Source organism: Streptomyces sp. MspMP-M5 (assembly GCF_000373585.1).
GTDB lineage: Bacteria > Actinomycetota > Actinomycetes > Streptomycetales > Streptomycetaceae > Streptomyces.
This window is the reverse complement of record NZ_KB891885.1, coordinates 77,525-99,480: the sequence shown is the minus strand read 5'-3', so window position 1 is coordinate 99,480 and position 21,956 is coordinate 77,525. Positions and strand designations below refer to the sequence as shown.

Sequence of the window (21,956 nt, the reverse complement as noted above, 5' to 3'; positions counted from 1 at the left end):
CCCGGCCGGCGGGAACGGAACCGGGCGCGCCACGGGAACGCGCCTGCCCGAGCGGCGGACGGCGGCGTCCGCACATGGTCGAATGCGCGTATGAGCGACCGTGACCAAGCCCTCCCCTCCGCCGTCCTGGCACCGCTCGACGCCCGCCTCGCGGACCTCGTGGCCCTCTACGAAGACCTGCACCGCCACCCCGAACTCGCCTTCCAGGAGACCCGTACGGCCGCCGAGGCGGCCCGCCGGCTGACCGCGTACGGCTACGACGTGACGACCGGCATCGGCGGTACCGGCGTCACCGGGGTGCTGCGCAACGGCCCCGGCCCGGTGGTCCTGCTGCGCGCCGACATGGACGCACTCCCGGTCACCGAGAACTCCGGGGTGCCGTACGCCTCCACCCTCCCGGGACGGATGCACGCCTGCGGGCACGACGTCCACGTGACCTGTCTGCTCGGGGCCGCCGACCTGCTGGCCGCGGGCCGCGCGCACTGGTCGGGGACGCTGGTGGTGCTGTTCCAGCCGGCCGAGGAGGCCGGCAACGGCGCCCGCGCCATGCTCGACGACGGCCTGTACGGCAAGGGCCTGGTGCCCACGCCCGACGTGGTGCTGGCGCAGCACGTCGCCCCGTTCGGCGCGGGGCTGATCGCGTACTGCCCGGGGGCCTGCATGGCCGCCGCCGACACGCTGGAGATCACCTTCCACGGGACCGGCGGCCACGGGTCGCGGCCGGAGACGACGGTGGACCCGATCCTGATGGCGGCGGCGTTCGTGCAGCGGGTGCAGTCGGTGGTGGCGCGGGAGATCGCCGCGAAGGAGCAGGCGGTGGTCACGGTCGGCTCGTTCCACGCCGGGGACACCGCCAACGTGATCCCGGACCGGGCCGTCGTCCGGCTCAGCGTCCGCAGCTTCGACCAGAACGTGCGGACCGCCGTACTGGCCGCCGTCGACCGGATCGCGCGGGCCGAGGCGGCCGCGTCCGGCGCGCCGCGGGAGCCGGAGATCAAGGCGCTGGACGCGTTCCCGGTGACGGTCAACGACACGGCGGTGCTGGCGGAGGTCAACGAGAGCTTCACCCGGCTCTTCGGTGAGCAGCGGGTGTTCGCGTACGAGCCGGCGACCGGCAGCGAGGACGCGGGGCTGCTGGCGAGCGCCGCCGAGGCGCCGCTCTACTACTGGTGGCTGGGCGGCTGGGACCCGGACGAGTTCCGCACCGCGCTGGCCGCCGGGCGGCTGGCCCAGGACATCCCCTCCAACCACTCGCCGCAGTTCGTCCCCGTGCCCCGGCCGACGCTGGAGACGGGCGTGCAGGCGCTGACGGCCGCGGCGCTGAACCGGCTGGACGGGGTGTAACCGGGACGGTCCCCGCACCCGGGGAAGAGGACCGTTGACCTTGTCCCTGGGGGAAGGCCCAGCATCGGCGGGGCCGGGCGAGGTGCCCGGCACGAGGAGGACGGCCGCCGCCCGCCGGCGGCGACGGCGCGTGGAGGAGCACCAAGTGGACGGGGCACACCGCAGAGACGGGGAACTGCTGACGATCGGGGCGTTCGCACGGGCGTCCCGGCTCTCGCCGAAGGCACTGCGCCTCTACGACGAGTTGGGTCTGCTGACCCCCGTCCACGTCGACCCCTGCAGCGGCTACCGCCACTACGCCCCGGCCCAACTGGAGCGCGCCCGGCTGGTCGCCTGGCTGCGCCGGCTCGGCATGCCGCTGGCCCGCATCCGCGAGGTGTGCGCGCTGGCGCCGGGCGCCGCGGCCGGGGCGGTCGCCGCGTACTGGGCGCAGGTCGAGGCCGATGTCGCCGACCGCCGGGACCTGGCCGCCTTCCTCGTGGACCAGCTGAAGCGGAAGGACACCGCGATGACCCGACCCCTGGACCCCGCGACCCCGTTGACGATGCGCTGCGCCGCCCTCACGGACCGCGGGCTGGTGCGCACCGCCCAACAGGACGCCGCCTACGCCGGCCCGCACCTACTGGCGGTCGCCGACGGCTACGGCCCCCTCGGCGGCCCGGCCGCCACCGCCGCCATCGAGGCGCTGAAGCCCCTGGCGGACCAGGTTCTGACCGCCGCCGACCTGCTCACCGTCCTGGAGGAGGCGGCCCGGGACGCCCACCGCACCGCGCCGACGGCCGACGAGCCGACCGGCAGCACCCTCACCGCGCTGCTGCGCTCCGGCCCCCGGCTGGCGCTGCTGCACATCGGGGACTCCCGGGCCTACGTCCTCCGGGACACCGGGCTCGTCCGCCTCACCCACGACCACAGCCTGGTGCAGTCCCTCATCGACGAGGGCCGGCTCACGCCCGAGGAGGCGCCGTCGCATCCGCAGCGCGCCCAGCTGCTGCGGGCCCTGGACGCCGGCGCCGACTTCGCCCCGGACCTCCAACTCCTCGACGCCCGGCCCGGCGAGCGCTATCTGCTCTGCACCGACGGCCTGACCGGCGTCGTCCCGCCCGAGGCGATCCGCGAGACCCTCGCCGGCGCCGCCACCCCGCAACAGGCCGTCGCCGAACTGGTCCGCCGCACCCACGAGGCCGGCGCGCCGGACAACGTGGGGTGCGTGGTGGCGGATGTGGTGGTGACGGGGGAGGAGGGGGACGCGGGGGCGTAGTGGGGCGGCCCTGGGGCCTGTCCCTTCGGGGCGGCCCCAGTCGTGCGGCGTTCCGCCCTGGTCGCGGTCGGCGCCGCACCGGCCGCGGGCCAGGGCGGCGACCGCCAGGCCCCTACGCGCGCCCCTTCAGCATCCCCTGGAAGTAGAGCTGCGGCAGGCCGTAGCGCTTGAGGAACCACATGTCGGTGCGTTCCCGGGTGGTGTCGAGGAAGGGGATCGAGGGCGTGGGGCGCAGGTCGTAGTCGAACTCGGCCAGCAGCATCTTGTGCCGGGCCGTGACGAGCGGGCAGGAGGTGTACCCGTCGTAGCGGCCGGTGGCCGGGCGCCCGCGGAGCCCGGCGAGGAGGTTGGCGACGAGCACCGGGGCCTGTTTGCGGATCGCCGCGCCCGTCTTGGACGTGGGGAGGTTGGCGACGTCCCCCAGGGCGAACACCTCCGGGAAGTCAGGGTTCTGGAGCGTGTGCCGGTCCGCCTTGACGTACCCGTAGGGGGACTCGGGGTCGGCCAGCGGGCCGTCGGCGAGCCACTGGGGCGCGCGCTGCGGCGGTACCGCGTGCAGCAGGTCGTAGTGGACGGTCTCGGTGCGGCCGGTGGCGTGGTCGGTCAGCACGGCCGCGCGCTCCGCGCCGTCCACACGCGTCAACTCGCTCTGGAGGCGCACCTCGATGCCGTACCGGCGCGCCGTCTGCTCCAGGGCCCGCGCGAAGACCGGCACCTTGAAGAGCGTGGGTTCGGGGAGGACGAGAAGGGTCCGGATGGCGCCCAGGACCCCGCGCTTGCGCCAGTGGTCCGCCGCCAGATACGCGATCTTCTGCGGCGCGCCACCGCACTTGACCGGCCCGGACGGCATGGTGAACACGGCCGTGCCGCGCCGCATCCGCCGGATCAACTCCCAGGTGTACGGGGCGAGATCGGCCCGGTAGTTGCTGCTCACCCCGTCGTGGCCGACGGCCGACGCCAGCCCCGGCACGCCGCCCCAGTCGAGGCTCAGCCCGGGCGCCAGAACCAGCCGCCCGTAGGAGAACACCCGACCCGTGGCGGTGGTGACCGTACGGGCCACCGGGTCGACGGCGGTGGCACGCTCGCGCAGCCACCGCACTCCGGGCGGGATGACCTCGGCCTCGGGGCGCAGCGCGGCCCGCAGCGGCGCCTGGCCACCGCCGACGAGCGTCCACAGCGGCTGGTACCAGTGCGTCTCGGCGGGCTCCAGCAGGGCGATGTCCCGAAGGCCGGCACGGCGTAACCGGGCGGCGACCGTGATGCCCGCGGTACCGCCGCCGACGATCAGTATCTGGTGGTGGACGGGGGCGGGCGCGGGCGTGGACGCGGAGTCCGCGTCGGCTGCGGACCGGGTCATGTCTTTCTCCTGACTTCGGGATGGGTTAGGGGTGTTGGGGGTCGGTTGGGGTTGGGGCTCGAGGGGCGGGGCAGGCGGGAGTTCGGACTCGCTCATCTAGAGGTCGGGCAGTGTGGCAGCCGCCATGGCCAGGGCCAGGACGGTGACGAGGGCGGCGAAGGACGTCGTGAGGGTCCGCGGGCGCAGGCGGCCGGCGAGGCGGTTGCCGAGGTGGCTGCCGACCGCGGCGCAGGCCGCGAGGGTGGCCAGCAGGGGCCAGTCCAGCGACCCGGTACCGGCCCGGGTCGCCAGCGCGGCCCCGGAGTTGATCAGTATCACCAGCAGCGAGGTACCGACGGCGACCGGCATCTCCAGCCCCAGGACGAGGGTGAGCGCCGGCACGACGACGAAGCCGCCGCCCACCCCGAAGAACCCGGTGAGCAGCCCGACGGACGCGGCGGTCACGGCGGTACGCAGCGGCCGCGGGCGCCGGGGCTGTTGGGGCCGCTGAGCCCGTTGAGCCCGCTGCTCCCCAACGCACCCCCCTAAGGACTTGCACACCACATCCCCTAAGGACGCCACCCGGGCCAGCCCCTTCGGCCCCGGCCGCATCAGCCGCCCCTTCGGCCCCGTTCGCGTAGTCGCCGCCCGCTCGTTCCCCCGAGCGCCGCGCACCACCATCCCCACCGCCACCACCAGCATCAACCCCGAGAACGCCACCATCAGCACCCCCGGGTCCAGGGACGCGCTCCAGCGGGAGCCGGCGAAGCTGCCGGCCGTCCCCAGGGCGCCGAACGCCGTGCCCGCGCCCCACCGGACCCGGCCCGCGCGGGCGTGGCAGACCAGTCCGCTGACCGCGCCGACCGCGACCACCACCAGGGCCCCCGCCGTCGCCGCGTGCGGGGACTGGCCCAGCAGATAGACCAGGGCCGGCACCGCCAGCACCGAACCGCCGCCGCCGAGGGCACCGAGCAGCAGGCCGATCAGCAACCCGCAGGGCAGCGCCGTCGCGGCTATGAGAACGGACACGGCGGCCGGCTACGCGGACGGCGCCGCGGCGCGCGGCGCGAGCGCGACCGCCCGGCTGGCGTCGGACCACTCGGCGACGAACGCGAAGCGGTCGCCGCGGACCACCGTCTCGCGCCACTCCACCGCCCGCTCCCCGGCCCGCCCGACGCGTTCGATGGCGAACGCCGCCTCCCGGTCGGCCAGCCCGAGCAGCCACGCCTGCCGGATGTCGGGCAGGAACGGAGCGATCCGCTCCCGCCCCCCGGTGACCCGTACCCCGCAGCGCCGGGCCAGCTCGCCGTAGAGCGACGTGTGCCCGAAGTCGGCCTCCACCAGGGGCTCGGCAAGGTCGGCCGGGACGTAGGCGGTGTCGTGGGCGAGCGGTTCGCCGTCCGCGAGCCGCAGTCGCTCCAGCACGACCAGGGGCGCGTCCGGCACGAGCCCCAGGTGGCCGGCGACCGTCGCGTCCGCGGTCCGCTCCAGCCGCAGTACCTCGCTGCGCTGCTCCACGCCCTGGGCCTCCAGGTCGCGGAAGAGGCTGTAGAGGGAGCCGAGCGGCTGCTGTATGCGACGGGTGTCGAGGCGGCTGGCGCGGCCGCGTTCGGCGATCACCAGGCCGTCGGCGCGCAGCTTGCGCAACGCCTCCCGGACGGTGTGCCGGCTGACCTCGTACTCGCTCGTCAGCCGGTGCTCGGCCGGGAACTCCTCGGTGAACGCGCCGGCGTGCATCCGGCGCCGCAGATCGTCCAGGAGCTGCGCCCAGAGGGGCAGCGGGGAGCCGCGGTCCAACGGGCGGGGCCCGTAAGGGGCGTGGTCGCCGGCGTGCGGGGCCGGTCGGCGGTGCGCGCCCGGGTGTTCGGGCTGGGGCGGCGTCATCTCGGTCCGGTCCTCTCGTTCCGTCGTCCGGCCCGCGGGGGAGGGGCTCGGCTTGTCCCCCCGCCAACCGGGTACCTAATGTACGTACATCCGTGCATCCGCACAACGGAGCGGCATACACGGCGCAGTCAGCCGCCCACGCCGCCGGCCCGAACAGGCCGACCGCCGCGCCCGGGCGCCGCACCCCTGGAGGCCCGACCGTGCACTTCGCGCAGTACTACCTCGACTGCCTGTCCCAGGCGTCGTACCTGATCGGTGATCAGAACACCGGGCGCGCCGTCCTCGTAGACCCGCGCCGCGACATCGACGAGTACCTGGCCGACGCCGAGGCGGCCGGCCTGCGCATCGAACTCGTCATCGAGACCCACATCCACGCCGACTTCCTCTCCGGACACCTGGAGGCGGCCCGGGCGACCGGCGCCGAGATCGCCTTCGGCGCGGCCGCTGAAACCGGCTTCCCCATCAGGCGGTTACGCGATGGCGAACGCATCTTCCTGGGCCGCTCGGGCTCCGATCCGCAGCCCCGCCCTGGGGCGCAATCCGGCTCGGAGTCAGGGACGGAGCCCGGGGCCGAGTCAGGGGCGGAGCCCGGGGCCGAGTCAGGGGCGGAATCGGGGGCCGCGTCAGGGACCGAATCGGGCTCGGACCCCGCTCCGCGATCCGGTGTGACCCTCACGGTCCTCGCCACCCCCGGCCACACCCTGGAATCCATCTGCCTCGTCATCCGGGAAAACCCCGATGACGACGTCCCGTTCGGCGTCCTGACCGGCGACACCCTCTTCATCGGCGACGTCGGCCGCCCCGACCTGCTGTCCGCCGCCGGGCACTCCCCGCAGGACATGGCCGCCCGCCTCTACCGCTCCCTGCACACCAAACTGCTGGCCCTCCCGGACGCGACCCGGATCTTCCCCGCACACGGCGCCGGCTCGGCGTGCGGCCGCAGCATCTCCACCGAGACCAGCTCCACCCTCGGCGACCAGCGTCGCCTCAACTACGCCCTCCAGCCCATGCCGCAGGACGCCTTCGTCCGGCTGGTCACCGCCGAACAGCCCGCCACACCCGGGTACTTCGCGCACGACGTGGCCCTCAACCGCGACGGCCACCCCCTACGGGACCCGGCCCCGCCCGCCCCGCTCACCCTGGACGAGGCGCTCACCGCCCGCGACACACAGGGCGCCGCACTGCTCGACTGCCGTCCGGCCGCCGACTACGCCCGCGCCCACCTCGCCGGTTCCCTGCACACGAGCCTGGACACCCGGTTCGCGGAGTACGCGGGCAGCGTGGTGGCCCCCGGCACCCCGCTCGTCCTCCTCGCCGCCTCGGGCAAGGAGCACGAGGCTCGCCTCCGGCTCGCCCGCATCGGCTACGACCGGGTCCTCGGCCATCTGCCCGACCCGGCCGGCGTCCTGGCCGCCGCCCCCGAACTCACCCGCCGCAGCAACCGCCTTGGCATGGCCGACCTGCTCGACCGGCTGCCCCTGGACCCCGTGGACGGCCTCCAGGTGATCGACGTCCGCAACCCGGCCGAGTACGCCGCGGGCGCCCTGCCCGGCGCCCGCAACATCCCGCTGGCCGCCCTCGCCGACCGGCTCGACGAACTGGACCCGGCGCGCCCGGTCATCCTCTACTGCCGCAGCGGCAACCGCTCGCTGATCGCGGCGGCACTCCTGGAGGCCCACGGCTTCACCGACGTCAGCGACATCTCAGGCGGCTACACCGACCCGGCCAACCCCGCCTGACCCCTAGGGAGGGCCGGGAGCGCATCCCCGGCCCACCAACCGGCCCTCCCCTCACTCCTCACCTGACACTCACTCGCCCGCGCTCCCTCTCCCTCTTCCTTCCCATCCCCCTCGTATCGCCACCAGCGCGACCAGTACCGCCCCCACCAAGCACCCCACCGCCGGCACCACCAGCGACGGCAACGGCGCCAACGACGCCAAAGGGGCCGACGGCGCCAATGACGCATCCGAGGACACCGCCCCGCCACCCACAGGCACCGCCCCACCGCCTCCCGGACCCGTAAGGGCCAACCCCAACCCCGCCGTAACCGTCAGAACCGCCTTCGTGACGCCCGAAGCCTCCCCGGCCCGTTCCCGACGCACCACGGCCTGCGTCCCCGTAAGGGTCAGCCCGCCGGCCACACCCAGCGCCGTCGCGGCCCCCGTCGAGGCCACCAACAGCCCGGCCACCGCCCCTGTGAGCGTCCCCGTAAAAGCCCTCGTGGCCCACAACGCGCCACCGGCAGCCGCCAGGCACAGCGCCATCACCGGCACCCCCGCCCCGGGCCGCACCCGCCCGGCCACCGGACCTCCGACCGCCAGCGCGGCCGCCGGCGCGAGAAACCCCAGCCCCGCCTCCCCCACCGTCCACCCGCGCCCCTGTTGGAGCGTCAACGGGACCACATACAGCAGCGCCACCGTCGCCGCGTTGGCCACCGCCCCGGCCGCGGTCAGCGTCACATACGGCAGATTCCGGAACAGCGCGAGATCCACCAGCGGCGCCGACGCCCGCCGCTCGGCCCGTACGAACAGCGCGCCCAGTAACGCCGCACCCACCGCCCAGCCCCAGGCACCGACATGTTCCAGCCACCACGCAAGGCACACCAGTGCGCCGGTCGCGGTCACCGCACCGGCCACGTCGAGGGGGTGCTCCGCGGCGGCCGGATCGCGGGACTCGTCCGCCCGGCCGGCACACCACACCGTGGCCGCGGCACACGGCACCGTCAGCCAGAACACCGCCCGCCAGGACGCCGATTGGGCCAGCGCCCCACCGACGAACGGGCCGCAGACGGTGGCGAGCCCGGCCAGACCCAGCGCGCGCCCGGTCGCCCGGCGCGTCTCGCCGGGCGGGCAGGCGTTGGTGAGCAGCGCCAATCCGGCAGGCATGATCAGCGCCCCACCCGCGCCCTGTGCCACCCGCGCCGCCACCAGGAACGGCAACGACGGCGCCAGCGCGCAGAGCACGGCGCTCACCCCGAACACCGCCGCCCCGACGACCAGCATCCGCCGCCGTCCCCAGAGATCGGCCAGCCGCCCGGCCACCGGCATCAACGCGCCAGCGGCAAGCAGATAGCCACCGACCACCCACGGCACCGCGGCCGGCGGCCCGGCCAACTCGGCCCGGACGACCGGCAACACTGCGTTCAATGCGAACGAGTCCAACTGGACGCAGAACGCCCCGACAGCCAACGCCCACCGCGCCCAACGACCTTGCGACGTAGGCCCGTTCGTTGCCCACACAGCCGTGATCACGCCAATCCGCCCCTCTTTCACGCACGCAAACGGAAACCACTGAACGAAGAAGTAGGAAGTAAGGAGAAGCAGAGAGAGGGAGGGGTGAAGCGCACCGGACCGGGGCAGGAAGAGACGAGGACGTTCCGCGCTGCCGTGCGGGGTGCGAGAAGGGTCCGGCGCCGACCCCGTGGAGCCGCGTGCGGCGCCGAGCGGGCCGTACAGCGGACGTTCAGCGATCGTTGATCGCCGATCTCCATGCTGAAGCGCATGTTGCGCCGTGTGATCTCAGAGCATGCCGATGACGCCCGGGAAGTGCAAGGGCCCGAAGCGTCGCAGATCGCCCTTACGTGGAACGGAGAACCGGGTCGCGTGGAGGAGCTGACGCACGGCGCGCTCCTGCAGCAGGCCGAACGGGCGGCTACCGCACTCGCCCGCTTCGGGGTGCGCGCGGGGGACCGGGTCGCGGTGCACCTGCCGCTGGTGCCCGAATCGGTGATCGCCACCCTCGCCTGCGGCCGGCTGGACGCGATACGGACCACGCTGCCGGTCTCGCTGACCGTCCCCGAACTGGCCGCGCGCCTGGGGGAGTCGAGAACCGGCGTGCTGATCACGGCGGACGCGGCGTTCTGGGACGGTTCCGTGCGGCCGGTGAAGCCGGTGCTGGACCACGCCCTGGCGCGGAGCACCGCCACTGCCACCGGCGCCGGCCACCTGCCGCACACCGTCCTGGTCGTGAACCGCTGCTCACGCCCCGTCTCCTGGAAGCCCGGCCGCGACAAGTGGTGGCACGAGGCCCTCGCCACCGACTGACCACACCGCGGCCCGACCACTCCGGGGACTGGCCACGGCCAAGACTGGCCGCCGCGAGGTTCGATCCCGGTGAGAACCGGCATCCGGGAGGACTGGCCACTGCGAGGACCGATCCCCGGTGAGGACCGACCCTGCGAGGACCGATCACCTGCGGGGACTGGCTACGGCCAGGACCGGCCGCTGCGGGGACTGGCCACGGCGAGAATCGGCCGCCGCCATGACCGGCCGCTGCGACGACCGGCCCGCCGAGAGGGCTGGCCCCTGCAAGGCCCGCCCCTGGCGCGGACTGATCGTCGTCCGCCCCGCCCCCCGCCCCCTCCCCTCCCCTCCCCCCACCACCCCGATGGCGCAACCGACGGGCCACGCGCCGCAGGCGCTCCTAGCGTGGGAATTCCCGCCCCCGCAACGGAAGCCCGATAGCCATGCCGCACCGCACAACCCGTGGGCACTCCCCCCACCCCCACCCCCTCCCCGGTTCCGAACGCGACCGGCCGCTTGGCCGTGGGCGCGGTCACGCCGAGCACGGACCTCCCACCCGCCCGCACGGCACCCACCGCCCCCACCCCACCCCCACCCACGACACCGCCACCTGGAACCCTTAGCCCCACTTCGAACCGACCACCCAGCTGCCCTGGACCACTCGCACTCGCCGGCCCGTCGCCCGCAGCACCATCGGTCACCGCCCCCGGGGCTCCCTGAGGACAGCCCGGCCCGCCCGACGGCGCCGCCGCCCCGCCCCGCGCTCTCCATGGAAGCCGGGGCCTGCCCCTCTCCCATTGGCTTCCACCCAGACCCAGCCCCCGCGCGGGACGCCCCCGCCTCCCCCTACCGCTCCCCCGTACCCTGAAGACGTGAGCACCGAGTCCCAGCCGCAGCAGCCCCAGCCCGAGCCGCCCGCCCGGGCCGGTCAGGAGACCCCCGCCCCGGACGCGGCGAACACCGCCCCGGACACCGCGGATGCCACCCCGGCGGCCGAGGCCGACGTTGCGGCGGTGCCCGCCCCGACCACGTCGACGGCCCCCACGACGTCGACCGCCGCCACCGCGTCCACCACATCCACCGCCGCCAAGCGGGCCGGCGGGAAGGCCGCGGCCCTGATCTTCGACGACCCGCTGAGCCAGCGGTCCTCGGATGACACCGATCGCGGCTGGGGCGAGCGTCCCACCGCTTCGGGCAGTGCGGCCGACCTCGCGCGCTTCCTCGACGAAAAACCGCCCCACCACCTCTGAGCGAGGCGACGGGGCGGCGAGGGCCGACCGTGGTGCCCGCTCCTACTTCTGGGCCTTCTGCGCAATGATCGTCGCGGCAGCCGCCCCCGGAACCGCTCCCGTCCCCGGGACTGCTGCGGCTCCTGGAACTGCGGAGTTGCCGTCGCGCTGGGCGATCAGGGCATCGCGGATCTCGGTGAGCAGTTCGATCTCGGTCGGCCCCGCCGGAGTCTCGTCGACCGGCTTCTTCGCGTCCTGGCGGGCCTTCCACTTGTTCATCGGCAGGATCATGAGGAAGTAGACGACGGCCGCCGTGATCAGGAACGTCAGCGCCGCGCTGAGCACCGAGCCCCACAGGATGTAGATCCCGTCCACGTACTGGCCGGTCTTCTTGTCCACCGAGCAGGTGGTGAGGCAGGTCTGGTAGTTGTCGAGGTTCTGCGAGCCGAGGGCACCGACGATCGGGTTGATGACGCCCTTCACGACCGCGTTGACGATGCTCGTGAACGCCGCGCCGACGACGACCGCCACCGCGAGTTCGATGACATTGCCGCGCATCAGGAATTCCTTGAATCCCTGGAGGACGCTCTTGTGCTCGCTCACCTGACAGCCTCTTTCCACGCTTGCTCTGGACGGTGCACCGACAATCAGCACCGCAACTTACGGCAGGGCGGGGCAGCGGTGTCCAATCGCGCCACACGGACCGGCGAGCGACCGGCGCACCCCTACGGATACCGGTGCGGAGACCCGTACGGGGGCGGCGGATCCCGGAGGCCGGGACCGTGACCGGGCCGTGCGGAGGTCGGCTCGCAGGAGACGGAGGGATGGCCGGACGGAAGCGGGGAGCCGCGGGGCAGCGGCGGATCCGTCCGCTCGGCAGGGCCCTCGCGGCGGCGATCGGTGCGGCGGTGCCGATAGCGGCATCGGTATCGGTGGTGCGGGCGCGCCCTCGTAACGGGCGCGCGGCAGGTGCCCCGCCACTCGGAGAAGTCTCGCGTCCCCGGACGAGGGACGCCACTCGATCTTGACGCGGTCCCGGCACCGTCACCACCCCCCGCAGGGTGCCGCGGCGGGACGGGCGGAGGGAGCGGACGCGGTGTGGATCGGGTCGTGCGACAGGCCGGTGGCCAGTGCTGCGGCGGTTGCGGCGAGGGCGGCGGCGAGCAGGCGCCGGCGGGCCGGCCCGCGCCATCGGGTGCGGATGCCGCCCACGCGGACCGGGGCGAAGTGCGGCACTTCACACCGCGGGGGAGTGGGCAGGGGCGGGGTCGGGGTGGGCGAGGGCATGGTCATCACCGCCTGGGGTGCGGAAGCGGGCCCGCGGTTCGGACCCGGCGATCACCACCGTGCCGCACTCCGCCGCCGCCCGCTCCGGCCTGTGGACGGCCCCGCAGCTGTGGACAACTCCGTCACCCGTCAGGGTGAACCTGCCCTAACCCTGGCCCCGCACCGAACGGACAACCGCCCACCGCTACGGCAGCTCGATCCCCAGATCCCACCCCTGGTGCGCGTCCGTGCACGGGCAGGCGCGGTCGGCGGTGGCGGGCAGTGCGGCGACGGTGTCGAAGAGCACCTCGCGCAGCCGGCCGATGTTCTCGCCGAAGACCTTGAGGACCTCCTCGTGGGAGACGCCCTCGCCGGCCTCGGCGCCCGCGTCCAGGTCCGTGACCAGCGTCAGCGAGGTGTAGCACAGGCTCAGTTCGCGGGCCAGGACGGCTTCGGGGTGGCCGGTCATGCCCACCACCGACCAGCCCTGGGCGGCGTGCCAGCGCGACTCGGCGCGGGTGGAGAAGCGCGGGCCCTCGATCACCACGAGGGTGCCGCCGTCGACCGGCTCCCAGTCGCGGCCGCGCGCGGCACCGAGGGCGGCCCGGCGGCCGGCGGGGCAGTACGGGTCGGCGAAGGTGAGGTGGACGACGTTGGGCACGCTGCCGTCCGGGAGCGGCTCGCCGTCGAAGTACGTCTGGACGCGGGCCTTGGTGCGGTCCACGAGCTGGTCGGGGACGAGCAGCGTGCCGGGGCCGTATTCGGGCCGCAGACCGCCGACCGCGCACGGGCCGAGGACCTGGCGGACGCCGAGGGACCGCAGCGCCCAGAGGTTGGCGCGGTAGTTGATGCGGTGCGGCGGGAGGTGGTGGCCGCGGCCGTGCCGGGGCAGGAACGCGACCGAGCGGCCGGCGATCTCGCCGAGGAAGAGCGAGTCGCTGGGGTGCCCGTAGGGGGTGTCCACAGTGACCTCGGTCACGTCGTCCAGGAAGGAGTAGAACCCGGACCCGCCGATAACGCCAATCTCCGCGTCAGCCATGCGGTCACACTATCGGGGCACGGCGGTGGCCCGTAGGCCGGTGGCGGAACGGGCGGTGGACCCGGGGACGCGACGGGCCCCGCCGCTCCCCGTTGGGGGAGTGGCGGGGCCCGGAGGTCCGTTTGCCGGCGTCGGTGGGCGGAGCCGGAGCGCTGCCGCGGGTCAGGCGGCGGAGCCGGCGCCCGCGGGGGCCGTGGACTTGCTGCCCGAAGACGAGGACGAGGACGAAGCCGAGGACGACGACGAGGAGTCCGACGAGGTCGTCGAGGACGACGACGAGTTCGAGCTGCTCGACGAGGAGGAGCTGCCGGCCGGGCTGCTGCTGGACGACGAGCCGCGGCTGTCGTTGCGGTAGAAGCCGGAGCCCTTGAAGACGATGCCGACCGCCGAGAACACCTTCTTGAGGCGTCCGTTGCAGCTGGGGCACTCGGTGAGCGCGTCGTCGGTGAACTTCTGCACGGCCTCAAGGCCCTCGCCGCACGCGGTGCACTGGTACTGGTAGGTCGGCACTTGACTTCCTCCTGGCACTCTCACTCATTGAGTGCTAACGACGCTCCATATTGCAGTATTCCGGCGCGCCCGTCCACCGTGAACGCCCTACGGTGACCGACCCCACGCCCGGCCGCCCGCCCGGCGCAGGGCCCGCTGCGCGGCCCGGTCAGGCCCGGCTCAGCTCGCGTTCCCGCTCGTCGTCGGCGGTGTCCGCAGGGGCATCGGTGCCGGCGGTGGCCGCCGACCCGGCGACGACCTTCGACGACCGGGGCGCCAGGTGGGCCCGCAGGGACAGCAGCACCACCAGGGCCAGCGCCGTGCCGGCCAGCGGCACCAGGAAGCCGGAGCTCGGACCGAAGCGGTCCGCCAGCTGGCCGGCGGAGGTGGCCGCGGCCGCCTGGCCCAGCGCGACCGCGCCGGTCAGCCAGGTGAACGCCTCGGTCCGGGCGCCGGCCGGGACCAGGGACTCCACGAGGGTGTAGCCGGTGATCAGGGCCGGGGCGATGCACAGGCCGACGACCAGGCCGACGGCGCCCAGCAGCGGCACCGCGGTGATCGTCCACAGTGGGGTGGTGGCCAGCGCCAGCAGCCCGTAGGCGACCAGCAGGCGGCGGCGCGGGCCGACCTTCCAGGCGATCGCGCCGCAGGCGACGCCGGCGAGCATGTTGCCGCAGGCGAAGATCCCGTAGAGGACGCCGTTGATGCCGGGCTGGCCGATGTGCTCGGTGAGCGCGGTCAGCGAGACCTGCATGCCGCCGAAGACGGAGCCGATGCCCAGGAAGGCCACGATCAGGACGCGCACACCGGGGACGGACAGCGCGGAGACGCGCGGCCGGTCGTCGCCGCGCCCGTGGTGGACCGGCGGCTGGGTGCGCCGCTGGGAGGCGAACAGCAGGCCGCCGGCCAGCGTCAGCGCGGCCTCGGCGACCAGGCCGGCCGCCGGATGGACGCCGGTGCACAGCGCGGTCGCCAGCACCGGGCCGACGACGAAGGTGAACTCGTCGGTCACCGACTCGAAGGCGGCGGCGGTGGGCATCAGCGGGCTGCCGCCCAGCTTCGCCGCCCAGCGGGCCCGCACCATCGGGCCGACCTGCGGTGTCGAGGCGCCCGTGGGGACGGCGACGGCGATCAGCGCCCACAGGGGGGCGTGGGCCAGGGCCAGGGCGATGAGCGTCGAGACACCGGCGACGTGCACCAGGACGCCGGGGATCAGTACCGCGCGCTGGCCGAAGCGGTCGGCGAGCTTGCCGCTCTGCGGGGCGAAGAGCGCCATCGCGACACCGGTGGCGGCGGAGACCGTGCCGGCGCTGCCGTAGGAGCCGGTGGTGGACTGGACGAGCAGGACGATGCCGATGGTCAGCATCGCGAACGGCTGCCGGGCCAGGAACCCGGGCAGCAAGAAGGTCCACGCACCGGGCGTGCGCAACAGTTGTCCGTATCCGGGACGGGAGTCCTTGACCGCGGATGCCACGGCCGGGCCTTTCTGCCGCCTGGTAGCGCGCCGCCCCGCGAGGTCGTCACGGGTGCGCGCCGAGAGCTGTCCTCTCGCGCAGGACCGAGTGATACCGCGTGGTCCGCACCATGGAGGGTGGCTGCGTGTGGCAGGGGACCGCGGCCGCCGAGCGGTCGCGCCAGCTCTGCGTCAGGCAGAGTTGGTTCGTGATCCGTACAAAATTCCTTTTCGATTGTACAGGTCCATGGCCGTGAAGTCCTGGGATAGACCAGGGCTTCACGGCCGTTTTCCTTGGTATCCGTGGAGAGATAGCGCACATTCGGAGCCTGGCCGGGCAAGTCGGCCGTACTCGGGGGCCCGGGGGAGAGGGGGTCGGGTCGGGCCCCGGCTCACCCGGCCTCGCGTCGGCGGACGTGCCGCTCCTCGGTCCGCGGTGGCGCGCCGGTGCCGAGCCAGCCGGCCAGCTTGCCGCCCTGGGACACGGCCTGGAGTCGCCGCTCTGCCGCGTCCCGCACCGGGTCGGTGGCGACCACCAGCAGCTCGTCGCCGCGCCGCAGCACGGTCGTCGGGGAGGGCACGAAGCTGGTGCCGTCCCGGACGACGAGGGTGACCGCGGCGCCCGCCGGCATCCGCAGCTCGCCGACCTCCACGCCGTGCATCAGGGAGGTGGGGCCTATGGACGTGGACAGCAGGTGCCCGCGCAGCCGCTCCAGCGGCGCCGACTCGATGCCGAGGTCGGCGGCCTCCTCGCCCTCGCCCAGCCGCAGCCGGCGGGCCAGCCAGGGCAGCGTCGGTCCCTGGATGAGGGTGTAGACCACGACGAGAACGAAGACGATGTTGAAGACCGTCTCGCTGCCGGGGACGTCGCTCACCATCGGGATGGTGGCCAGCACGATCGGTACCGCGCCGCGCAGTCCGGCCCAGGACAGCAGGGTCTTCTCCTGCCAGGGCACCCGGAAGGGCAGCAGGGAGGCGAAGACGGACAGCGGGCGGGCGACCAGCGTGAGGATCATGCCGATGAGCAGCGCGGGCATGATGTCGTCGAGCAGGTTGTGCGGGGTGACCAGCAGGCCCAGCAGGACGAACATGCCGATCTGGCCGATCCAGCCGACCCCTTCGGCGAACCCGCGGGTGGCCGGGGCGTGCGGCAGCTTGGCGTTGCCCAGGACGACCGCGGCCAGATAGACGGCGAGGAAGCCGGAGCCGTGCGCCAGCGCGCCGGCCGCGTACGCGGAGACCGCGATGGCCATCACCGCGATCGGGTAGAGGCCGGAGGCGGGCAGTGCCACGTGCCGCATGCCGTACGCGCCTAGCCAGCCGATGGCCAGGCCGACGGCGGCGCCGATCGCCAGCTCCAGCGCTATCTCGCCGAGCAGGACGTACCAGTGCTCCACCGGGCCGGCGGTGGAGAAGGCCACGACGAGGATGACCACCGGGGCGTCGTTGAAGCCGGATTCGGCCTCCAGAACGCCCGTCAGACGGGCCGGCAACGGGACGCTGCGCAGTACGGAGAACACGGCCGCGGCGTCCGTGGACGACACCACCGCGCCGATCAGCAGCGCCTGCTTCCAGCCGAGTCCGGCGAGGTAGTGCGCGCCGGCCGCGGTGACCCCCACGCTCACCGCGACGCCGACCGTCGAGAGCACCGCGGCCCGCGGCAGGGCTGGTTTGATCTCTTTCCACTTGGTGCCGAGGCCGCCCTCGGCGAGGATCACCACCAGGGCGGCGTAGCCGAGGAGTTGGGTCAGTTCGGCGTTGTCGAAGACGACGCCGCCGATGCCGTCCTGCCCTATCGCGATGCCTATCCCCAGGTAGATGAGCAGGCTGGGGAGCCCGCTGCGCGAGGAGAGCCGTACCGCGGCGACTGCGACCAGCAGTACGAGCGAGCAGATCAGCAGGAGTTCGTTGAGGTGTTCGACAGTCAGGAGCTGATCCTTCCTCGCGCCTTGGTGGGGATGAGCCGGTTGTCCTTACCGTATCTAGTTACTGACCCTAACAATTTACCATTGCTTGAAAGTTTGATGTGCCCGCCGGTGACTCCGCGTAGGGGTCGCCAAACCGGTGCGCCTATGGTTGCTCCAGCACTCCCACCCTGCCCCTCGAAGGACAGAGATGCCCGCCAACAAGACCGGTCCTGCCCCCAAAAAGAAGAAAGGGCGGCGCGGCCGCCTCGTCGCGCTCACGGTCGTGCTGCTGCTCGTGGCGGGCATCGGCTTCGGCGCGTACTGGGGCGTCAGCACCGTCCGCGCCTCCTTCCCGGAGACCACGGGATCGCTCAAACTCCCGGGCCTGACCGACCCGGTGGACGTCGTCCGTGACGGCAACGGCATCCCGCAGATCTACGCCGACACCGACGAGGACCTCTTCCGCGCCCAGGGCTACGTCCAGGCCCAGGACCGCTTCTGGGAGATGGACGTCCGCCGCCACATGACGGCCGGCCGGCTCTCCGAGATGTTCGGCAAGGGCCAGATCAAGACCGACGAGTTCCTGCGCACCCTCGGATGGCACGAGGTCGCGCAGAAGGAATACGACACCAAGCTCTCGCCGGCCACGAAGAAGTACCTCCAGGCGTACTCCGCCGGTGTCAATGCCTACCTCAAGGACCACCAGGGTTCCGCGCTCTCCCTGGAGTACGCCGCGCTCGGCTTCACCAACGACTACAAGCCCGAGCCCTGGACCCCGGTCGACTCGGTCGCCTGGCTCAAGGCGATGGCCTGGGACCTGCGCGGCAACATGAAGGACGAGATCGACCGGGCCCTGATGACCAGCCGGTTCACCCCGCAGCAGATCGCCCAGCTCTACCCGCAGTACCCGTCCCAGCGGAACCGGCCGATCGTCGACGGGGGCAGCGTCGACCCGGCCACCAAGGAGTTCGACCCCAAGGGCGGCGGCACCACCGGTACGGGCACGGGCACCGGTACGGGCGCCGGCACCGGCAACCGCACCGCGCGCGGCGCCGCCGGCGGCCTCCAGAAGCAGCTCTCCTCGCTGTCCACCACGCTCGAACAGGTCCCGGCGCTGCTCGGCCCCAACGGCAACGGCATCGGCTCCAATTCCTGGGTCGTCTCCGGTGAGCACACCACCACCGGCAAGCCGCTGCTCGCCAACGACCCGCACCTGGCACCGCAGATGCCCTCGCTCTGGTACCAGATGGGCCTGCACTGCCGCACCACCGGCCCCAAGTGCAACTACGACGTGGCCGGCTTCACCTTCTCCGGGATGCCCGGCGTCGTCATCGGCCACAACCAGAACATCTCCTGGGGCATGACCAACCTGGGCGCCGACGTCACCGACCTCTACCTGGAGAAGATCAACGCCGACGGCTACCTCTACGACGGCCGGCAGCGCCCCTTCGCCACCCGCCAGGAGACCATCAAGGTCGCCGGCGGCGAGAGCCGCAAGATCACCGTCCGGTCCACCAACAACGGCCCGATCGTCTCCGACCGCGACGACGAACTGACCAACGTCGGCAAGGACGCCCCCGTCGTCAACGGCTCGCCCGACCGCGGCGACGGCTACGCCGTCTCCCTGCGCTGGACCGCGCTGACCCCCGGCAAGTCCATGGACGCCGTCTTCGAGCTCAACCGCGCCAAGGACTGGACCGGCTTCCGCAAGGCCGCGGCCGACTTCGAGGTCCCTTCGCAGAACCTCATCTACGCCGACACCAAGGGCAACATCGGCTACCAGGCCCCCGGCACCATCCCGGTCCGCGGCAAGGGCGACGGCACCTACCCGGCGCCCGGCTGGGACCCCGCCTACCAGTGGAAGGGCGCCATCCCGCAGAGCGCGCTGCCGTACGAGTACAACCCCAAGCGCGGCTTCATCGTCACCGCCAACCAGGCCGTCGTCGACGAGAAGTACCCGTACATGATCACCAAGGACTGGGGCTACGGCGCCCGCAGCCAGCGGATCAACGACCTGATCGAGTCCAAGATCAAGGACGGCGGCAAGGTCTCCACCGACGACATGCAGACCTTCCAGAAGGACAACAGCAGTGAGATCGCCCGGCTGCTCACGCCCTACCTGACGAAGATCGACATCAAGGACAAGTACGTCCGCGACGCCCAGCAGCTGCTCAACGGCTGGGACTTCACCCAGGAGCCCGACTCCGCCGCGGCCGCCTACTTCAACGCCGTCTGGCGCAACACCCTCAAGCTCGCCTTCGGCAACAAGATGCCCAAGGAGCTGCGCGTCCAGGGCCAGTGCCTCTACGTCCGCCCGGCCGGCGACACCGGCCCGGCCGACGCCCAGAACAAGCTGGTTCGCGAGTGCGGCGAGCGGGCCGGCGACACCGCCCAGCCCGACGGCGGCGACCGCTGGTACGAGGTCGTCCGGAACATCCTCGACGACCCCAAGAACGCCTGGTGGCAGACCGAGGACCGGCCCGGCCACCCCGGCCTGAAGAACCGCGACGAGCTCCTCGCCCAGGCCATGAAGGACGCCCGCTACGAGCTGACCTCCAAGCTCGGCAAGAACATCGACAACTGGACCTGGGGCCGTCTGCACCAGATGGACCTCACGAACCAGACCCTCGGCAAGGACGGGCCGGGCTTCCTCCAGGACCTGCTCAACCGCGGGCCGTGGAACCTCGGCGGCGGTGAGGCCGCCGTCGACGCCACCGGCTGGAACGCCTCCGGCGGCTACAAGGTCACCTGGGTCCCGTCCATGCGGATGGTGGTCAACCTCGCCGACCTCGACAAGTCCCGCTGGATCAACCTCACCGGCGCCTCCGGGCACGCCTACCACGCCCACTACTACGACCAGACCGACAAGTGGGCCAAGGGCGAACTGCTGCCCTGGGCGTTCAGCGAGGAGGCCGTGAAGAAGGCCGGGAAGGACACCCTGACCCTGTCGCCGTGACGGCGGCGGACACCTCACCGCGTCGGGCGGGCCGGACTCCACCGGCCCGCCCGACGCCGTTTCACGTGAAACATCCGGCCAATCTGCGGCGGATCAGGGCGGGATCACGGCGGATCACAACGGATCACGGTGGAGGCGTCAGCGCCGGAAGCGGTGCACCCCCGACGGCGTCACCGCGGCATGCACCCGGCGGTCGTGCGGCTCGGCCGGCACCCGCTCCAGCACCTCGTCGTCGTAGAGCAGCACCACCAGCGACGTGGGCCGCCCGGACCGCTCCAGCCGGGCCAGCACCCGGTCGTACGAGCCGCCGCCGCGGCCCAGCCGCAGCCCTGTCCGGTCCACCGCCAGCCCCGGCAGCAGCACCACGTCCGCCTCTACGACGGCCTCCGGCGTCAGCCGCGGCCCGTCCGGCTCCCGCAGCCCCCAGCTCGCCGGGACCAGGTGCTCGGGGCCTTCGTATACCGCCCAGTCCAGGTCGTTGTCCGGCAGCAGCACCGGCAGCAGCACCCGCACCCCGGCCGCCCGTAGCGCGTCGATCAGGGCATGGGTGTCCGGTTCGCCGCCGATCGAGACGTACGCGGCCACGGTCGGCGCGGTGACCTCGACGTTCCCGGTGCCCCCGGTGCCCCCGGCGCCCGTCACGGGAGCCGTCCGCAGCTCGTCCAGCTCCCGCACCCGGCCGGCCAGCGCCCTCCCCCGGGCCGCCACGACCTCGGCCGGCAACCCCCTCCTCACCTCCCGGAGATCCCGCCGCAACCTGCGCTTTTCCTCGTGCTCAACGCTCATCGTGGGCCTCGCTCGGGCTCTCATGATCTCTTAACCGGACGCTCATCACCGGCCCGTCCGGGCCGGTTAGGGTGTCGCGCATGACCCCATCGCATGCACGGATCAGCAAGGCTGTCATCCCGGCAGCAGGGCTCGGCACCCGGTTCCTGCCGGCGACCAAGGCGACGCCGAAGGAAATGCTGCCGGTCGTCGACAAGCCCGCCATCCAGTACGTGGTGGAGGAGGCGTCGGCGGCCGGGCTCACCGACGTCCTCATGGTGACGGGTCGCAACAAGCGTCCCCTGGAAGACCACTTCGACCGCAACTACGAACTCGAAGAAGCCCTGCACCGCAAGGGCGACGGATCCCGGCTCGCCAAGGTCCAGGAGTCCAGCGACCTGGCGACCATCCACTACGTCCGCCAGGGCAACCCCAAGGGCCTCGGCCACGCCGTGCTGTGCGCCGCGCCGCACGTGGGCGACCAGCCCTTCGCTGTCCTCCTGGGCGACGACCTCATCGACCCCCGCGACCCCCTGCTGCGCCGGATGATAGAGGTCCGCGAGGAGTACGGCGGCTCGGTCATCGCCCTCATGGAGGTCGACCCCGCCAACATCCACCTCTACGGCTGCGCGGCCGCCGCCCCCACCGCCGACGACGACGTGGTCACCGTCTCCGACCTGGTCGAGAAGCCCGAACCTGCCGAGGCGCCCAGCAACCTCGCCATCATCGGCCGCTACATCCTCGACCCGGCCGTCTTCGAGGTGCTGCGCAAGACCGACCCCGGCCGCGGCGGCGAGATCCAGCTCACCGACGCCCTCCAGGTGCTGGCCGCCCACCCCGAGCTCGGCGGCCCGGTGCACGGCGTCGTCTTCAAGGGCCGCCGCTATGACACCGGCGACCGCGGAGACTATCTGCGTGCCATCGTCAGACTGGCATGCGAACGTGAGGACCTGGGCCCCGACTTCCGGGCCTGGCTGCGCAGTTACGTCACCGAGGAGATGTAGGACG

General features: G+C 73.0%; 18 protein-coding genes. 7 read left to right on the top strand and 11 right to left on the bottom strand.

What is annotated here, in order from left to right:
• The first annotated feature begins 90 nt into the window (after positions 1-90).
• Positions 91-1,344: an amidohydrolase gene (locus B073_RS0113450; RefSeq protein WP_018538620.1), complete on the top strand. Its 1,254-nt coding sequence runs from the start codon at positions 91-93 to the stop codon at positions 1,342-1,344.
• 145 nt (positions 1,345-1,489) lie between these two features.
• The gene (locus tag B073_RS0113445) at positions 1,490-2,602 is read left to right on the top strand and encodes a MerR family transcriptional regulator (RefSeq protein ID WP_018538619.1); all 1,113 of its coding nucleotides are present in this window, start codon (positions 1,490-1,492) and stop codon (positions 2,600-2,602) included.
• 112 nt (positions 2,603-2,714) lie between these two features.
• Here the strand turns inward: B073_RS0113445 and B073_RS0113440 are convergent, their stop codons facing one another.
• The 3 genes from B073_RS0113440 to B073_RS0113430 form a co-directional block, all read right to left on the bottom strand.
• Positions 2,715-3,959: an NAD(P)/FAD-dependent oxidoreductase gene (locus B073_RS0113440; RefSeq protein ID WP_018538618.1), complete on the bottom strand. Its 1,245-nt coding sequence runs from the start codon at positions 3,957-3,959 to the stop codon at positions 2,715-2,717.
• A gap of 96 nt (positions 3,960-4,055) precedes the next feature.
• Positions 4,056-4,967 (bottom strand): sulfite exporter TauE/SafE family protein, encoded by a 912-nt coding sequence (locus tag B073_RS0113435; RefSeq protein ID WP_026247343.1) that lies wholly within the window; start codon positions 4,965-4,967, stop codon positions 4,056-4,058.
• Between the two features lie 9 nt (positions 4,968-4,976).
• Entirely contained in the window at positions 4,977-5,822 is an 846-nt protein-coding gene (locus B073_RS0113430) for a GntR family transcriptional regulator (RefSeq protein WP_018538616.1), read from the bottom strand.
• A 200-nt stretch (positions 5,823-6,022) separates the two neighbouring features.
• Between B073_RS0113430 and B073_RS0113425 the strand changes: the two genes are divergently transcribed.
• Positions 6,023-7,561 (top strand): MBL fold metallo-hydrolase, encoded by a 1,539-nt coding sequence (locus tag B073_RS0113425; RefSeq protein ID WP_018538615.1) that lies wholly within the window; start codon positions 6,023-6,025, stop codon positions 7,559-7,561.
• A gap of 69 nt (positions 7,562-7,630) precedes the next feature.
• On the opposite strand, the gene B073_RS0113420 is transcribed toward B073_RS0113425, so the two are convergent.
• On the bottom strand, positions 7,631-8,959 hold the full coding sequence (locus B073_RS0113420; protein WP_234025079.1) for an MFS transporter: 1,329 nt from the start codon (positions 8,957-8,959) through the stop codon (positions 7,631-7,633).
• A gap of 408 nt (positions 8,960-9,367) precedes the next feature.
• Between B073_RS0113420 and B073_RS0113415 the strand changes: the two genes are divergently transcribed.
• Complete coding sequence (locus B073_RS0113415) at positions 9,368-9,865, top strand: AMP-binding protein (RefSeq protein WP_106731850.1); 498 nt, start codon at positions 9,368-9,370, stop codon at positions 9,863-9,865.
• A gap of 851 nt (positions 9,866-10,716) precedes the next feature.
• Entirely contained in the window at positions 10,717-11,094 is a 378-nt protein-coding gene (locus tag B073_RS47805; protein ID WP_018538612.1) for a hypothetical protein, read from the top strand.
• A gap of 42 nt (positions 11,095-11,136) precedes the next feature.
• Here the strand turns inward: B073_RS47805 and mscL are convergent, their stop codons facing one another.
• The 6 genes from mscL to B073_RS0113380 all read right to left on the bottom strand — a co-directional run bounded on the left by mscL (position 11,137) and on the right by B073_RS0113380 (position 17,248).
• The gene (gene mscL, locus B073_RS0113405; RefSeq protein ID WP_018538611.1) at positions 11,137-11,676 is read right to left on the bottom strand and encodes a large conductance mechanosensitive channel protein MscL; all 540 of its coding nucleotides are present in this window, start codon (positions 11,674-11,676) and stop codon (positions 11,137-11,139) included.
• Positions 11,677-12,117: 441 nt separating this feature from the next.
• Positions 12,118-12,360, bottom strand: coding sequence for a hypothetical protein (locus tag B073_RS0113400; RefSeq protein WP_158690124.1), 243 nt, complete (start codon positions 12,358-12,360; stop codon positions 12,118-12,120).
• Positions 12,361-12,544: 184 nt separating this feature from the next.
• Positions 12,545-13,378: an S-methyl-5'-thioadenosine phosphorylase gene (locus tag B073_RS0113395; RefSeq protein ID WP_018538609.1), complete on the bottom strand. Its 834-nt coding sequence runs from the start codon at positions 13,376-13,378 to the stop codon at positions 12,545-12,547.
• A 162-nt stretch (positions 13,379-13,540) separates the two neighbouring features.
• Complete coding sequence (locus tag B073_RS43935; protein WP_026247339.1) at positions 13,541-13,888, bottom strand: FmdB family zinc ribbon protein; 348 nt, start codon at positions 13,886-13,888, stop codon at positions 13,541-13,543.
• 148 nt (positions 13,889-14,036) lie between these two features.
• Positions 14,037-15,341, bottom strand: a complete 1,305-nt coding sequence (locus B073_RS0113385; RefSeq protein WP_026247338.1) for an MFS transporter — start codon at positions 15,339-15,341, stop codon at positions 14,037-14,039.
• A 371-nt stretch (positions 15,342-15,712) separates the two neighbouring features.
• Positions 15,713-17,248: a potassium/proton antiporter gene (locus tag B073_RS0113380; RefSeq protein ID WP_026247337.1), complete on the bottom strand. Its 1,536-nt coding sequence runs from the start codon at positions 17,246-17,248 to the stop codon at positions 15,713-15,715.
• Positions 17,249-17,435: 187 nt separating this feature from the next.
• Between B073_RS0113380 and B073_RS0113375 the strand changes: the two genes are divergently transcribed.
• Complete coding sequence (locus B073_RS0113375) at positions 17,436-20,183, top strand: penicillin acylase family protein (protein ID WP_018538604.1); 2,748 nt, start codon at positions 17,436-17,438, stop codon at positions 20,181-20,183.
• 138 nt (positions 20,184-20,321) lie between these two features.
• On the opposite strand, the gene B073_RS0113370 is transcribed toward B073_RS0113375, so the two are convergent.
• Positions 20,322-20,969 carry a 5-formyltetrahydrofolate cyclo-ligase gene (locus tag B073_RS0113370; RefSeq protein ID WP_037811619.1) on the bottom strand — a complete coding sequence of 216 codons (648 nt, stop codon included), beginning with the start codon at positions 20,967-20,969 and terminating at the stop codon, positions 20,322-20,324.
• An 80-nt stretch (positions 20,970-21,049) separates the two neighbouring features.
• Between B073_RS0113370 and galU the strand changes: the two genes are divergently transcribed.
• The gene (galU, locus tag B073_RS0113365) at positions 21,050-21,952 is read left to right on the top strand and encodes a UTP--glucose-1-phosphate uridylyltransferase GalU (protein ID WP_018538602.1); all 903 of its coding nucleotides are present in this window, start codon (positions 21,050-21,052) and stop codon (positions 21,950-21,952) included.
• Positions 21,953-21,956: the final 4 nt, after the last annotated feature.